Raw genomic sequence first — 14,587 nt, 5'->3', positions numbered from 1 at the left:
CCGTCAGGCCTCGTCGGGAGTGTTGTCGTTGCAGTACTGGCGCGTCTCGTTGGCCAGCGTATAGAAGCCCGGCTTGGCGGCCATGAATATCTGTTCGATCAGGACCATCATGCTTTTATCGTCGAAGCTGCCGGCGGTGAAGGCGTAGCTATCCTTTTCCAGCTGATGGTAAAAGAGTTGACTGCCGCAGCGCTGGCAGAAGCCGCGTTCGGCAATCGCGGAGGAACGGTAGATGCCCAAGGCCGAACGATCCTCGAATACCGGCGCGTCTACGCAGTGCACACCCAACATTGGCCCGCCCATCAGTCTTTGGCACATCGAACAGTGGCAAACGTCGACTTCACCGCCGTGTGCTACCGTGAAGCGTACCGCGCCGCAGAGACAACCGCCGGAGTGACGCTGCTGATCCGTCATGGGAGACCCCCGTTCTTGTCGTTTGGTCCACGCGAGGCGCCGGGATAGTGATTCGTCTCGGCGGCTACGCTGACGCTGAGTATGTCTCATTTATTTATCACATCAGGAGAGAACATGACTACCGAACTGGCTCTGCTCGGCTGGACTCTGGCGCTGGCCATCGTGCAGATATTGCTGCCGGCGATGTTTCGCAACCGGGAAACCGGTATCGCCTATAATACCGGCCCGCGCGACGAGGCCGGCCCGCCGATGGGCAAGGTCACCGGCCGACTGTCACGCGCGCAGAAGAATCTGTTCGAGACGCTGCCGCTGTTCATCGGTGCGGTACTCATCGCCCACGTCGCCGGGCGGGAAGGCGCACTCACGCTTTGGGGAGCCTGGCTCTATTTCGGTGCCCGGGTGGTCTACGTACCGCTCTACGCCTTGGGCATTCCGGTGATCCGCTCGCTGGTGTGGGGCGTTTCGCTACTGGGGTTGGTGCTGGTCCTGACGGCATTACTTTGATCCATGTAAGAGCAGAGGAAGTATCAGCTGACGCTTGTCCATCAGCGCCATCACGGAACGCAGGTTTATGCCGCAGGACACTTGGCCATACCGCATTCTTCACGTCCTCGGGCGCATGCTGCTAGCGCTGGCGTTACTGCTGATCGCGCTGTGGGGCAGCCTGGCGATGTGGTTCCAGCTGCCGCTCCCCGCGTGGGCGAAAGTCATTGTCATTGCCGGGTGGAACCTGCTGGCCTGCGCGGGCATCGCCGTGCTGCTGGTGCCCGAGCTGCGCGCATACCGCTGGCATGCCGTCGGTGGCTATCTGCTCGCCTTCAGCGTGCTGTGTGTATGGTGGGCCTCGTTGCGCCCGGCCAATGACCGACCGTGGGCGCCCGAGGTGGCACGTATGCTTTCGGCCGAGGTCAATGGCGATCGTGTCACGCTGCACAACGTGCGCAACTTCGAATGGCACACGCCCGAGACATTCACGCCGCGCTGGGAGACCCGCGAGTACGATCTCTCGCAATTGCGCTCGACCGATCTACTGGTGTCCTACTGGATGGGCCCGGCGATCGCCCATACGCTGGTCAGTTTCGGGTTCGCCGATGGCCGCCAGTTGGCCTTCTCCGTCGAGATTCGCCGCGAACGGGACGAAACCTTTTCCACCCTCGGCGGCTTCTTCAAACAGTTCGAGGTCAGCCTGATTGCAGCTGACGAGCGCGACATCGTGCGTGTGCGTAGCAACGTCCGCGGCGAGGATGTCTATCTCTATCGCGTGGGCCTGCCCGAGGAAGCGGCACGCGAGCTGTTTCTCTCCTACCTCGAAGAAGCCCATACGCTGCACGATCAGCCGCGCTTCTATAACACGCTTTTCACCAATTGCACGACGCTGGTCTTCGACATGGTCAAGCGCATCGTTCCGGGGTTGCCCACCGATATCCGCCTGATCCTCTCTGGCTACTTGCCCCATTATATCCATGACCAGGACGGACTGGACACCTCACGGCCCTTCGAGGAGTTGCAGGCACGGGGTTACATCAATCCGCGCGCGATGGCGGCGGATCGCGACAAGCCCCCTGGCCAAGACGCGTTAGAGAAGCGCTCGAAAACCGACTTCTCGGCGGCGATTCGCCGCGGCGTCCCCACTCCGGACGGTGGCCTGATCGCCCCTGAAGTCTCCGAGTTCACCGCTCCCGATTGAAGCGGTAGCGTTTATCGCGACGTAGCCGTTTTAACGCAGCCGTTATTGTCGGTGGCGCTTTTGGCACATTCGGTACATCTTTAAGGAACCCAACCGAGACAGGAGGCTGCCCGACACGTCAACCCTTCGCTAGGAAGCGACACTGACAGGGGCGGCTTCGCCGCGCATGGTGCCATCTTCACGTCACACCTTTCTGTCAGGGTCGATGATGCTGTCAACCCTAAGGAGTGCTTCCGCCGATGGTGCGAATCGATAAGAAAGCAATCCGGCTCTACGTGCTGGATACCAACGTCCTGATTCACGATCCCGCCGCTCTTTACCACTTTGAAGAACACGACGTCGTCATTCCCATGACCGTTCTTGAAGAGCTCGACAAGCATAAGAACGGTATTCGCGAAATCGCTCGAACCGCACGCCAGGTCAGCCGCACGCTCTCCGACCTCACGGCGCACGTCACACCCGAGGAAATCCAGCGCGGTATTGCTTTACCCGGCAGCACCGGCCCCACCGGCCGCCTGCACTTTCTCTGCTATCAGGACCTCAAGCCTCTCGACCCCTTGGTGGATACGCCCGACAACCGTATCCTCGCCGAGACCTGCCGCCTGCGCGCCGAACGCCCCGATGCCTCGGTGATTCTGGTCACCAAGGACATCAACCTGCGTGTCAAGGCCGCCGCCCTCAAGGTAGCGGTGGAGGATTATCTCAACGATCGCGCCTTCGGCGACTCCGATGCCATGATCGAAGGTGCCAAGGTCTACGCCGGTGCCGGCAGGGACGGCGCCGGATTATGGGAGTCGCTGAACGCGGAAGTCCGCGTCAAGCGTAGCGAAGGCCAGATTCTCTATCATCTCAGCGGTGCCATGCCCGAGGACTGGCATGTTGGCATGCTGGTCTCCGACAGCGAAAACGGCGCCGACTTCGAAGCCATCGTGCGCGAGGTCGCGCCTCGGCGAGCGACGCTGCAATTGCTCGTCAACTATCGCCACCACGCCGGTGTATGGGGCGTGCATGCCCACGACAGTCGGCAGAATTTTGCACTCAATCTTCTCATGGACCCGGCGATCGACCTGGTGACCATCGCCGGCAGTGCGGGGACCGGCAAGACCTTCATGACCCTGGCGGCGGCGTTCCAACAGACGCTGGATGCCAAACTGTTCGAGCGTATCGTGTTTACCCGTGCGCCGATTCCCATGGGCGAGGACATCGGCTTTCTGCCCGGCACCGAGGAGGAGAAGATGTCGCCGTGGATGGGAGCCTTCCACGACAACATGGACAATCTGCTGCGCGACGAGAAGGACGGCACCTCGAGCTGGAACGAGGGCGCCACCCGCCAGCTGATCGGCTCGCGGGTGCAGATCCGTTCACCGACCTTCATGCGCGGGCGCACCCTGAACGACACGTTCCTGATTATCGACGAGGCACAGAACTTCACGCCCAAGCAGCTAAAATCACTGATCACCCGCGCGGGACGCAACACCAAGATCGTCTGTCTGGGCAACGTCGGCCAGATCGATACCCCTTATCTGACCGCCAACACCTGCGGCATGGCCGCCGCCGTGGAGCGCTTTCGCGACTGGCCGCATGCCGGCCATATCACCATGAAGAGTGTCGAACGCTCGCGACTGGCCCTGGCTGCGGAAGAGCTGCTCTGATCGCCACCTCCTTGATGCGGCTACTCCTAACGATCACGGCCTGCGCATGCAGGCCGTGGCAGTTCGCAATGCATGGCATCAAGAGAGAGCCCTGCAGCATGAGCCGAGACTCAGGTTTTTTTGTTCATTACCCGTTCCATGAGTTCTTCTGCCTCGCTCTTGGGGTCGTCGTCCATGCGCTCCTTCGCCTCCTTGTAGAGACACACGAACGTATTGCAGGAAGCACAAAACACCTTGTCTTCGGGATCACGCGCCTCGGAGACCCGCATGCGGTGATTGCCGCAGTTGGGACAACCGGTCGGCAGGCGGAACTCTTCTGAAAAATCGGACATCTGGCGTCTCCTATAAGAATCGAAACCCAACAGTTCCCTGTTGTTTACAGTCTTTGGGGTAAGCCTGGATTAATCAAGCTCGCGGCGCAGAACCACGCTGAGATTGTTGGCGGGCATCTCGACGATACGCTCCAGGTATAGCCCGGCCTGTTGCGCCAGGATCGTGACATCATCCAGGTCGCGCACCCCCCAGGCCGGATTGCGCTGGCGCAAGTCGGCATCAAAGGCCGCATTGCTGGGGGCACTGTGTGTGCCTTGTCGCTTGAACGGCCCATACAGAAATAGCACTCCTTGCGCGGATAGCCGCCGACCCGCCTCGACCAGCAGTGCTTGGGTCGCTTCCCAGGGAGCGATATGAATCATGTTCAGACACACGATGGCTTGCAAAGGCTCTGCCAGAGAATCTGCAGGCCAAGGCCGCTGAGTCACGTCTAACGCCAACGGCGCATCGAGATTGTCGAGATTTGTCGCCTGTCTCCAGGCTTCGATGGAGCGCCGGGCCTCCGGACTGGGATCGCTGGGCTGCCAGCGCAATTCAGCGAGATGGCGGGCGAAGTGCACGATATGCTCGCCGGTGCCGCTGGCGATTTCGAGCACCCTGCCCTCGGCGGGCAGTACCTCGCGCAGCACGGCGAGAATCGGTTCGCGGTTGCGCTGGGCCGCCGGGCTCGATAAGCGCGCATCCGGCGCGGCGTCAGACAGTGAATCCATGCTGTGCATAAAGCATCCTCGCTGGGCCATCGCTTACACTGGTGTGTCTGGCTCGATTCTGGCTACGGGAAGGTCTCTTGTCACGTCATCCTGCTTCATCGTCTTCATCACGTCCGGCAGCGCGCTTTTTCGCCGTCTTCCGTTACAGCCGCCGTGCTCTGGGCCTGGTGTGGAGTACCTCACGGCCGCTGACGCTGGGCCTGGCGCTGTGCACACTGGTTGCAGGCATCCTGCCCGCCATAGCCGCCTGGCTCGGGCAGTTGATCGTCGATGCAGTCGTCGCCGGCGCGGCGGCCCACGAGGAAACCGGGCAGGCGCCGCTGGGGCCGATTCTACGCTACGTGGCCATGGAAGCCGGCGTCATCGCCACCATCGCCCTCGCCCAGCGCGCCCTTTCGGCGCAGCAGTCGCTGCTGCGCGCCCTGCTGGGACAGCGCGTCAACGTCATGATCCTGGAAAAGGCCCAGACGTTGTCGCTTGCGCAGTTCGAGGACTCGGAATTCTACGACAAGCTGACCCGCGCCCGCCGCGAAGCCTCGACCCGCCCGCTGGCCCTGGTCAATAAAACCTTCGGGCTGATCCAGAACGGCATCTCTCTCTCCAGCTTCGCAGTGCTGCTGATACAGTTTTCGCCTTGGGCACTGTTATTACTCCTCGTGGGCGCCCTGCCGGTATTCTTCGCCGAGGCCAAGTTTTCCGGCGATGCCTTTCGTCTGTTTCGCCGTCGCTCACCGCATACCCGCATGCAGACCTACCTGGAAACCTTGCTGGCCCGCGAGGACAGCATCAAGGAGATCAAGCTGTTCGGGCTGGGCCCGGTACTGCTGCAGCGTTATCGCACCATCTTCGACCAGCTCTACGGCGAGGACCGGCGCCTGACGATCCGGCGCGATAGCTGGGGTTTCCTGCTGGGCCTGCTCGGCACCCTGGCCTTCTATGCGGCCTATGTCTGGGCGGTCATCGATACCGTGCTGGGCCGCCTGACGCTGGGGCAGATGACCATGTACCTTGTCGTGTTCAAACAGGGCCAGTCGGCGGTCAGCGCCAGCCTCACCGCGATCAGCGGCATGTACGAGGACAACCTGTATCTTTCCAACCTCTACGAATATCTGGAGCAGCCGGTCGCGCCTGAGCGCGGCCACTTGCAGCGTGGCGTTTGTCCCGACGACGGTATCCGTTTCGAGAACGTCAGTTTCCGCTATCCCGGCGCGACGACGCCCGTCATTCGTCATATCGATCTGCACCTGCTTCCCGGTCAAAGCCTGGCACTCGTGGGCGAGAACGGCTCGGGCAAGACCACCTTGATCAAGCTCCTGACCCGTCTCTACACACCCAGCGAGGGCCGTATCCTGCTGGATGGCAGCGATCTTCAGGAATGGGCCATGCCGGCACTACGTCAGCGCATCGGGGTGATCTTTCAGGACTTCGTGCGCTACCAGTTGCTGGCGGGCGAGAACGTCGGGGTGGGCGATGTCAGCGCGCTCGAGGAGGAAGCCCGCTGGCGTGACGCTGCTCGCCACGGCATGGCGGATGTCTTCATCGAACGTCTCGGCAACGGCTATCGCACCCAGCTGGGGCGCTGGTTCAAGGATGGCCAGGAGCTTTCCGGCGGACAGTGGCAGAAAGTCGCCCTGGCCCGCGCCTACATGCGACGCGACGCCGATATTCTGGTACTGGATGAACCCACCGCCGCGATGGACGCTGCCGCCGAAGCGCAGGTGTTCGAGCAGTTTCGCCAGCACGCCCATGCCAGGATGACGATTCTTATCTCGCACCGTTTCTCCACGGTGCGCATGGCCGATCAAGTCATTGTCATGCAACATGGCACCATCATTGAGCGCGGCACGCATGCGTCGTTGCTGGCCCAGAATGGATGCTACGCGCAGCTGTTTCGGCTACAGGCAAAAGGCTATCAATGAACCTGGCCAGAAGTGGTACGCTTGCGATAACAACAAAAAGGCAGTACCCACCGGCGACTCGAACAGGATACCAAGATGGACTCCCATTTTTGGCGACGTTGCTGTACCTGGATGGTCGGTGAGGACACCGAACCGTCTCACCGCATGCATCATGCCTTTCTGATACTAAGCGCTGTCTTTCTGCTGCTTTCGGCCCTCTTCAATGAACTGCTGAGCATTACCCAGCCCCGATATAACCTGATGTTGCTAGTCCTCGCGGCTGGCGTGGCGGTCTTATGGTACCGCTCGCGCTGGCAGGGCGATTACCGGCGCATGGCGGTCATTTTCATTCAACTGCTGGCATTCGTCATCCTGCCGTTGAACTGGTTATACAACGCCGGCTCTCGAGGCCCCGCCATCATGTTTTATCTGGTGTCGTTGGTCTATGCCCTGATACTGACCCGCGATATCGAACGTCATCGCTGGAGCATCGTAGTTGGATTGGTGATTATTCCACCACTACTGTTGATCTGCGAACAGCTCAGACCGCAGTGGATCCTGGGCTATACAACGCCGCTCTCACGCCTGTTCGATCAGGTTTTCTGCTATCTGCTATCCGCCGCCTTGCTGGGGCAGATCATGTTGGGTCATACCCTGCGCATCCGCCAGGAGCAGGTGCGTGCCGAAACCTATGCACGTCAGTTGGAACGACTGGCTGCCCGCGATAGCCTGACCGGCCTGTTCAACCATCGCGCCATTCATCAATACGCCCATGATCTGATTCGCCAAAACGCCCCCTGTTGTGTGTTGATCTGCGATCTCGATCACTTCAAGTCGATCAATGACCGTCATGGTCATCCGTATGGTGATCAAGTGCTGTGCGCCTTCGCCATGTTTCTCGAAGAAATCGCTGGCGACTGCCGGGGCCGGGCCGGACGTTGCGGGGGAGAGGAATTCCTCGGGGTGATTCAGGGAGAGTCCGATCTCGCCATCCGGCTCGATCGGCAGTTGCGCCAGCGATTGCAACAAGCCGACACGCCACATGCCGGCCTGACATTCAGCGCGGGGCTTGCCAGGGTCGCGGAAGGCGAGAGTCTTGCCGACGCTCTCAAGCGTGCCGACAAGGCGCTCTATTGCGCCAAGACACAAGGGCGCAACCGGCTATATCTGGCTTGCGAAGATACCGATGCGGCTGTCGAATGCCAGAGTCAATAACGCCATTACGAAGCATCCGACAATTGCTGCGTCAGCCAGCGGCGGATATCGCCTACCTGTTCGATGCTCAGCGTGTGCTGCATGGGATAGGTATGATATTCGACGGAATGGCCCATCTCTCTCGCCCGCTCGGCGCCTGCGCGGCCCAACGACTCGGGCACGATCGGATCCTGCGTACCATGATAGACCTCGATGGGAAGGTCCCGGTTGGCCTCATGCGGCTCGATGCTGTCGGCCGTGGGGAAGTAGGTGGACATGGCCAGCAAGCCGCCTAACGGCTGAGGGTAGGTTAACGCAGCCTGATAGGCCACGGCACCGCCCTGAGAGAACCCCGCCACGATAATTCTACGACTGGCGATGCCCCGTGCGATTTCGGCATCGATCAGGTCATGCACCCGGTCCGCCGAGGCCTTGAGCTGCTCCTCGTCGACTCGCCGCCCCAGGTTCATTTCCAGAATGTCATACCAGGCCGACATGACCATGCCGCCATTGACGGTAACGGCCAATTGCGGCGCATGAGGCAGGACAAAGCGAATCGCCAGCGAGGCAGGCAGTTCCAACGCAGGCACCAGCGGCTCGAAATCATGGCCATCGGCACCGAGGCCGTGCAGCAGTATCACGCTGGCATCGGCTGGCTGACGTGAAGACTCGATGACGAGGGGTTCGGATGAGGCCATATGGGGCTCCTGATGAGGTGAGTGGGTCGCGGACCGAGCCGCCAAGGATGTGGAAATTCGCTCAGCGTGTCCATGTTCTTCCGGCGTATCCGCCAGCGAATGCTGCGCGCCGGCGACGAACGAAGAACCGGTCAGCCAGCCTGCCAGGAGAGGCTTGATTGCGGCACGCAGCATGTTACCTGGCTCCTGTATAAAAGATTGTCAGCAGCCCGCATCGGCTCCAGGGGTTAGAAGGGCCAGATCAGCGGAATCAAGGTCAGGGCCACGGCGCCCGTCAGCAGGTTGAGCAGCCCCCCAACGCGAAGATAGTCGCTGAAATGATAGCCGCCTGGGCCATATACCATCAGGTTGGTCTGATAACCGATCGGCGTCAGGAAGCTGGCCGAGGCCGCAAACATCACCGCCACGATAAATGGCATGATGTTCACCCCCAGATGCTCGGCGCTGGACACCACGATAGGAAAGGCAATCACGGCCGCGGCATTGTTGGTGACGAGCTCGGTCAGCAGCGCCACCAGGATGTAAGCGCCAATTAATAACAAATAAGGATTGCCCCCCGCCAGCGTCAGGGTGTGTCCGGCAATGACCGCCGCGGCCCCCGAACTCTCCAGAGCGGCTCCCAGCCCGAAAGACGCTGCAATGGTCAAGAGAACTTGCGTGTCCAGGCCGCGCTTGGCGGCGCCGATAGAGCAGCAGCCACTCACCACCGCCAGCGCGGCACCGAGCATTGCCGCATTGAGAATGCTCAATACACCAAAAGTGGCCAGGGCCACGGTACCCGCTAACAGGCTCCAGGCCAGCCAAGCCTTTTCGTGGTTGGGCCTCGCCTGGCCATTAAGCTGGCTGACCAGCAGGAAGTCGCGTGACTGGCGGTGACGCTCGACGAAGGCTGGCCGCACCTCCATCAGCAGCACATCGGCAGGCTGCAGACGCACCTGGCCCAGATTGCCATTGACGCGCTCCCCGCCGCGACATACCGCCAGCACCGAGGCCCCGTACTGCGTGCGGAAATGGCCTTCACGGATACGCTGGCCGATGAACTGGCACTGATCGGAGACCACCGCCTCCACCAGACGGCGTTCGGCAAAATCTTTTCTCAGGCTCGACTCATCCTGCGCGGTGGGGATCAACCCTCGGATCTGTTGCAATTCCACCGCCGCCTCGGTGGTACCGGCAAACACCAGCCGGTCGCTGGCCTTGAGCTTTTCACCGGGGCCGACCACGCTCACCACATTGCCCGCGCGCTCGATCTCGACCAGGAACAGACCTTCCAGATGGCGCAGCCCCGCAGCTTCAACGGTTTTATCGACCAGTGGGCCGTTCGCGTCCACCTCCATCTCGATGGTGTACTCCCGCGGGTTCTCGAACATTTCCGATGCCGAGCGACGCTTGGGCAGTAAATGCCGCCCCACCAATATCAGATAAGCCAAACCCACTATGGCGACAGGTATGCCGACCCAAGCGATATCGAAAAGTCCCAGGGCCTGTTCCGGGTAGCGCTCGATCAACAGGCCATTGACGACCAGGTTGGTGCTGGTCCCCAGCAACGAGCACATGCCTCCGAGTATCGAGGCATAGCTCAGCGGCAGCAGGAAACGATGTGCCGGCAACCCCATACGTCGGCTCCAGCTCAGCACGGCCGGCAAGTATGTGGCGACAACAGGCGTGTTGTTGAGAAAGGCGCTCATGGTGGATACCGGCAGCAACAGGCGTACCTGAGCGAGGCCTTCGCTGCGTGGACGCCCCAGCACATACCGGATGATGAGGTCGATACCGCCGGTCTCGCGAATACTGGCCACCAGGACATACATGAAGGCCACCGTGAAGAGGCCGCTATTGGAAAACCCCTGCAGCGCCTGGTCGGCATCGATCACGCCACAGCTAAGCAACACGATGACACCGCCCAGCAAGATAATGTCGGGCCCCAACCGGGAAAAAGCCATCAACAGGAAAACGGCGGTTACAACGACTAACGTTAGCCAGGCATCAAAAGGCATGATCCAGCCATCCTTGAAGAAACGCAGAGCGCATTGTGGCCAAGCATCTATATTCCATAAAGTTATTTATGGGAATTATTATATGCCTTTTAACGCATAAGAAAGCTACGGCCAAGTCGCTCAGGGTATGTCCTCGCCCCGTTCAACGCACCGTTTCCATTACGCATAAGTGAATCTTCACCTACCTCATATGCCCTGCGATGACGGTATGCCACTAATGCTGCAGCGTTCCTGCATGCACGACTAATAGCTAATATCCACGACCTCCTCCAAGCGAAGAAATTCATTGAAACATTTGGCGTCACACTGTTAGCATTTATTAACAGTTCAGTAACAATAAAGTATGAGCGGATGCGTAGCCTTACTATTTGCGAGGAGAGGTTTATGCCTAAAGTCACAGCCGGGGAATTGCGCGAGGCGTACGGGCTCAGCAATTGCTATGGAGAGGTGTCTTACACCATCCATGTCAATGAGGCAGCGGCTCAGATCAATGCCCGTGAAGCGCGCATCGCGGAGCTGGAACGGGAGTGCCAAGCGGCATTGCAACGCGCCCTTCTCGCCACGCAAGAAGCCCGGCATGCCGATCAACAGCTTGCCCAGCTTCGCTCAGCCCTAGGGAAAAACGCGACCGTACCCCGTCAGCGACTGCGGACAGTGGCAACGGGCTGATCAGCTTGATGGCCGACGACATAATTAATTTCAAACATGGCATTGACGCGTGCCATGCAAACGTGGATACTGACGTCAGTTGGTTAGCAAGTTGAATATCGTCAGTTGTAATCGAATCATTCGGTAGCCTGGTGTATATCTCCCTTGTTTTACCCACTGCATCTCGGGTAACACCCGGCAATTGATAAAGCGCATATTTGCGTGTAAGGATATCGAAATGGCAACTGGCACAGTTAAGTGGTTCAACGATACTAAAGGTTTCGGCTTCATCTCTCCTGATGACGGCGGTGACGACCTGTTCGCCCACTTCTCCGAAATTCAAGCTGAAGGCTTCAAGTCTCTGCAGGACGGTCAAAAGGTTTCTTTTGACGTCACTCAGGGCAAGAAAGGCCTCCAGGCTGCAAATATCAAACTCGCCTAATCGAAGATTAGCACGAGTTCTCGAGCCGCAAGGTATCGAGCATCAAGGCCCGCGAAAGCGGGCCTTGTCGTTTCTATGATTCTGCTTCCCCCTCCCCTCTCCAAGCGGTAAGACCGCTATTCATCACTGGACGCAGCGTATAACAGCACCGAGGTAACCTCGAAAGAGCCCATCAGGATAAGACTGTGCATCGCCAGCCAGTAGCGGCTCAGCCAGCCACCATGCCGATGAAGCCTCCCAGCCATGATCAGACGCATCCATCCAGTTCAAGCAGCCTCGCTGAGGTGGGCCTCCCCTTCATTTTTCCAAGGTAATCCTTGACTTACTTGAGCAGCACATCGCCGAAGACACAACTTGCATGAAACTCTCTCTATGCCGACTCTTAGAATTTCTAAAACGCTTTAAATCCCGCCTCACCTTCATGCGTTCCAAGCAGGGCACATCTTTCGCCCCATCCCACAGCCGCGCTGCGCTGACGTCAGTTGCGGTTAGTTGCAGATCTGCGCCGCAGCACGACTCAAGAAGGCATCAACATTCGCTTTCGGCGTCCGGCTGAGTTTCGCGAAGAAGTCTGAATCGGGCACATATCCCGGCAGTTGCGACTCAACGCGCTCCATAAGGCGCATCTAGAGTTCCATCCTCATCAGGCAAGTCCGCTAACGCTCGGTGCATACCCGCAGGCGTCGCGGGACTCAAGTACTTGACCAACATTCCAGCTTATGGCTGGCACACTCCTGTACCAGACGTCGAGCGAGGAGCATGGAGCACACAAACTCAGGTTGACGAGATTTCCGCCCGACGCATTTCTGCTGCGAAAAAGCCTCGGCCAAACGAGACATTGTGAGCAACACAAGGATAAGATCCGATGATCTCGCGCATATGGAGTATGATTTTCTCAGGCTTGGGCTTGCCGCAAACCATCGACGTTGAGACATTCGTCAAGCTCGTGATGTGCAACGGGATGGCGAACCCAGGATCCATCAACTCACTACAGTTTCGACGATCTCGTGGTTTCGCACCAGGACCACGCCCACCTCGATGACTCGGTCGAAATTGGGTGACAGCCCCGTCGTCTCAAAGTCGATGATGACATAGGTCTGCATTAGTCACTCGGGGCTTGTTATCCAGGCAGGTGTGGCACTTTCTCGCTTGAAAGTGGGGGCACCATATGCGCGTCTTACACAGCATAGATTGCCTCGTCACTCTTGTTGCGATCCCAAGCGGCGTGATGTAACCGCAGTGGAACTCACGTCCGTGGCAGGTCTCTATCCACTCGACAACTTCGTCAAACAAACCCAGGACATCAAGAGTCCGGCTCTAGCCTGAGCGCACTGTTAGCAAAGAAAATTATTACAACATATTGATTTAATGGTGGGCCCAGCTGGACTCGAACCAGCGACCAAGGGGTTATGAGTTCGCTTTTAAAACAATAAGTTACTGACAAAAAAGGAAAAGCAACCGTAATCGAGCGAAAGGTACAGTTCTTTGGAATCAGTAGCTTAGCGAAATTTGAGGATAGCACACGAAGCTGGTGTGTGTACCGCTGGTGTACCGCTGAGGCATTCCAGGCCGCCACTCATCTGCTTGTAGAATCATAAGAAATCGAGGTACGCCCCCGAACATCGATCAAAGCAATCAGTAGGGCCAAGGAACATTATTAAATTTCTTTAACATGCCAATGGCATAGTTAGGCTCAACCATCTTAGCATAATCAATAAGACCTCTGACATGGGACTTCATTCCCCAGATGGTCTCGAAATCACGCTCCTTCACATGCTCAGCAGGACCATTCTTCTTCAGATAATAAAGGTGCATGCGAAGATTATCCTTGAACTCTCTACGGAGTTTCGGTTCTTCTCCCTCAACATTGAGACCAAGAACAACCTTCCGACTCCCTGGTGGTACAACCTTGGTCTTTCTATGCTGAGGACGAAAACCAGAAGCCGAAAGCAAACTATTCACAGTATGTACAAATTCAGATGCGGCTAAACGACTAAAGTCTTTATCCATTGTTGAAAACGTCAAATCATCGCTGTAACGAGTATAGACCAGGCCCGCCTTTCTGGCTGCACAAGCGATTTTCTCATCAAGGGACTTCATGACAATATTAGAAAGCATTGGGCTTGTAGGGGCCCCCTGCGGGAGGTATCCCAAAGCACGTGCCGAATAGTCAGGTATAGAGGTGTTGTGTTCTCTAATCTTCCATACCGGATCACGATGGCGCGGACTCTGACCAAGGGGCCCAACTGTCACGATGCGGGCAAGCTCAAATGCGATGAGGGGCTGGTAGCCCAGAGCTTTGAAACACCGAAAAACCTGGATTTCAGAAACCGACTCGAAGAAGCCAGTAATATCCATCTTGATAAGCCAGCGCGCGCCACAGTGCCTTGCAGCGCACTTGTATATTGATGCTCCGGGTGAGAAGGCAAAACTAGCTTTGTGCACAGGAACATGACGCAGAATATATGTATTAATCCATTTCTGGACATGAGCGAGTGGCGCTTCCGGTGCATGAATGAAGCGACGACCACCGGATCGCTTGTTGATCGAGAATTTCCGGTAGGTGTTTTTCTCATAACGCGCAACGACATTGCGCAGATACAGGTAGGAGACCCTCGAACGAGTGGCCAGATGATTCAGAGAGAGAATGGCGGGCAGGCCTAGCTCGCCTTCCTCGACAACTTCAATCTGCTCTATCGCAGCCTGAACGGTTTCGTCGCTTAGACCCTTTTGCTTCGCAACAGCTCTATAATGATGAGGAGACCACACGTAGACTACTCCGATAGCGCCGGCACGGCGACTGCGCACGCTGGCGACCCGAGGCCCACGACGGCAGAAGTCAGCGTGCGCAATCTCCTGTCATGCGTAGGCTTTTCCACAGGGCTATGGTACTCCACGCCCCAACAGTCGTCAC

General features: G+C 58.2%; 14 protein-coding genes. 7 read left to right on the top strand and 7 right to left on the bottom strand.

Going from position 1 to position 14,587, the window contains the following annotated elements; translation table 11 throughout:
* Positions 1 to 3: 3 nt before the first annotated feature.
* A complete protein-coding gene (locus tag ACW4DH_RS15945; protein WP_459637393.1) occupies positions 4 to 414 on the bottom strand; it encodes a GFA family protein in 411 nt (136 codons plus the stop codon).
* A 114-nt stretch (positions 415 to 528) separates the two neighbouring features.
* Between ACW4DH_RS15945 and ACW4DH_RS15940 the strand changes: the two genes are divergently transcribed.
* The 3 genes from ACW4DH_RS15940 to ACW4DH_RS15930 all read left to right on the top strand — a co-directional run bounded on the left by ACW4DH_RS15940 (position 529) and on the right by ACW4DH_RS15930 (position 3,753).
* On the top strand, positions 529 to 918 hold the full coding sequence (locus ACW4DH_RS15940) for an MAPEG family protein (RefSeq protein ID WP_459637392.1): 390 nt from the start codon (positions 529 to 531) through the stop codon (positions 916 to 918).
* Between the two features lie 67 nt (positions 919 to 985).
* The gene (locus ACW4DH_RS15935; RefSeq protein WP_459637391.1) at positions 986 to 2,101 is read left to right on the top strand and encodes an Lnb N-terminal periplasmic domain-containing protein; all 1,116 of its coding nucleotides are present in this window, start codon (positions 986 to 988) and stop codon (positions 2,099 to 2,101) included.
* 239 nt (positions 2,102 to 2,340) lie between these two features.
* Complete coding sequence (locus ACW4DH_RS15930; RefSeq protein WP_459637390.1) at positions 2,341 to 3,753, top strand: PhoH family protein; 1,413 nt, start codon at positions 2,341 to 2,343, stop codon at positions 3,751 to 3,753.
* A gap of 110 nt (positions 3,754 to 3,863) precedes the next feature.
* Here the strand turns inward: ACW4DH_RS15930 and ACW4DH_RS15925 are convergent, their stop codons facing one another.
* Together ACW4DH_RS15925 and ACW4DH_RS15920 are read right to left on the bottom strand one after the other, a co-directional pair.
* Positions 3,864 to 4,085: a hypothetical protein gene (locus tag ACW4DH_RS15925; RefSeq protein ID WP_459637389.1), complete on the bottom strand. Its 222-nt coding sequence runs from the start codon at positions 4,083 to 4,085 to the stop codon at positions 3,864 to 3,866.
* A 69-nt stretch (positions 4,086 to 4,154) separates the two neighbouring features.
* On the bottom strand, positions 4,155 to 4,805 hold the full coding sequence (locus ACW4DH_RS15920; protein WP_459637388.1) for a DUF938 domain-containing protein: 651 nt from the start codon (positions 4,803 to 4,805) through the stop codon (positions 4,155 to 4,157).
* A gap of 68 nt (positions 4,806 to 4,873) precedes the next feature.
* Between ACW4DH_RS15920 and ACW4DH_RS15915 the strand changes: the two genes are divergently transcribed.
* Together ACW4DH_RS15915 and ACW4DH_RS15910 are read left to right on the top strand one after the other, a co-directional pair.
* A complete protein-coding gene (locus ACW4DH_RS15915; RefSeq protein WP_459637387.1) occupies positions 4,874 to 6,715 on the top strand; it encodes an ABC transporter ATP-binding protein in 1,842 nt (613 codons plus the stop codon).
* Between the two features lie 75 nt (positions 6,716 to 6,790).
* Positions 6,791 to 7,909 carry a GGDEF domain-containing protein gene (locus tag ACW4DH_RS15910; RefSeq protein WP_459637386.1) on the top strand — a complete coding sequence of 373 codons (1,119 nt, stop codon included), beginning with the start codon at positions 6,791 to 6,793 and terminating at the stop codon, positions 7,907 to 7,909.
* 5 nt (positions 7,910 to 7,914) lie between these two features.
* On the opposite strand, the gene ACW4DH_RS15905 is transcribed toward ACW4DH_RS15910, so the two are convergent.
* Positions 7,915 to 8,586: an alpha/beta hydrolase gene (locus tag ACW4DH_RS15905; RefSeq protein ID WP_459637444.1), complete on the bottom strand. Its 672-nt coding sequence runs from the start codon at positions 8,584 to 8,586 to the stop codon at positions 7,915 to 7,917.
* 227 nt (positions 8,587 to 8,813) lie between these two features.
* Complete coding sequence (locus ACW4DH_RS15900; RefSeq protein WP_459637385.1) at positions 8,814 to 10,583, bottom strand: SLC13 family permease; 1,770 nt, start codon at positions 10,581 to 10,583, stop codon at positions 8,814 to 8,816.
* A 384-nt stretch (positions 10,584 to 10,967) separates the two neighbouring features.
* Between ACW4DH_RS15900 and ACW4DH_RS15895 the strand changes: the two genes are divergently transcribed.
* Together ACW4DH_RS15895 and ACW4DH_RS15890 are read left to right on the top strand one after the other, a co-directional pair.
* Positions 10,968 to 11,252 carry a hypothetical protein gene (locus tag ACW4DH_RS15895; protein WP_459637384.1) on the top strand — a complete coding sequence of 95 codons (285 nt, stop codon included), beginning with the start codon at positions 10,968 to 10,970 and terminating at the stop codon, positions 11,250 to 11,252.
* 217 nt (positions 11,253 to 11,469) lie between these two features.
* Positions 11,470 to 11,673 (top strand): cold-shock protein, encoded by a 204-nt coding sequence (locus tag ACW4DH_RS15890; RefSeq protein ID WP_459637383.1) that lies wholly within the window; start codon positions 11,470 to 11,472, stop codon positions 11,671 to 11,673.
* Between the two features lie 980 nt (positions 11,674 to 12,653).
* Here ACW4DH_RS15890 and ACW4DH_RS15885 read toward each other — a convergent pair.
* Entirely contained in the window at positions 12,654 to 12,776 is a 123-nt protein-coding gene (locus ACW4DH_RS15885; protein ID WP_459637382.1) for an exonuclease domain-containing protein, read from the bottom strand.
* A gap of 532 nt (positions 12,777 to 13,308) precedes the next feature.
* Positions 13,309 to 14,442 (bottom strand): reverse transcriptase family protein, encoded by a 1,134-nt coding sequence (locus ACW4DH_RS15880; RefSeq protein WP_459637381.1) that lies wholly within the window; start codon positions 14,440 to 14,442, stop codon positions 13,309 to 13,311.
* Between the last annotated feature and the right edge of the window lie 145 nt (positions 14,443 to 14,587).

It is taken from the genome of Halomonas sp. WWR20 (assembly GCF_054602495.1).
Note: the sequence above shows the minus strand (reverse complement) of the source record. Positions and strands in the feature narration are given on the sequence as shown.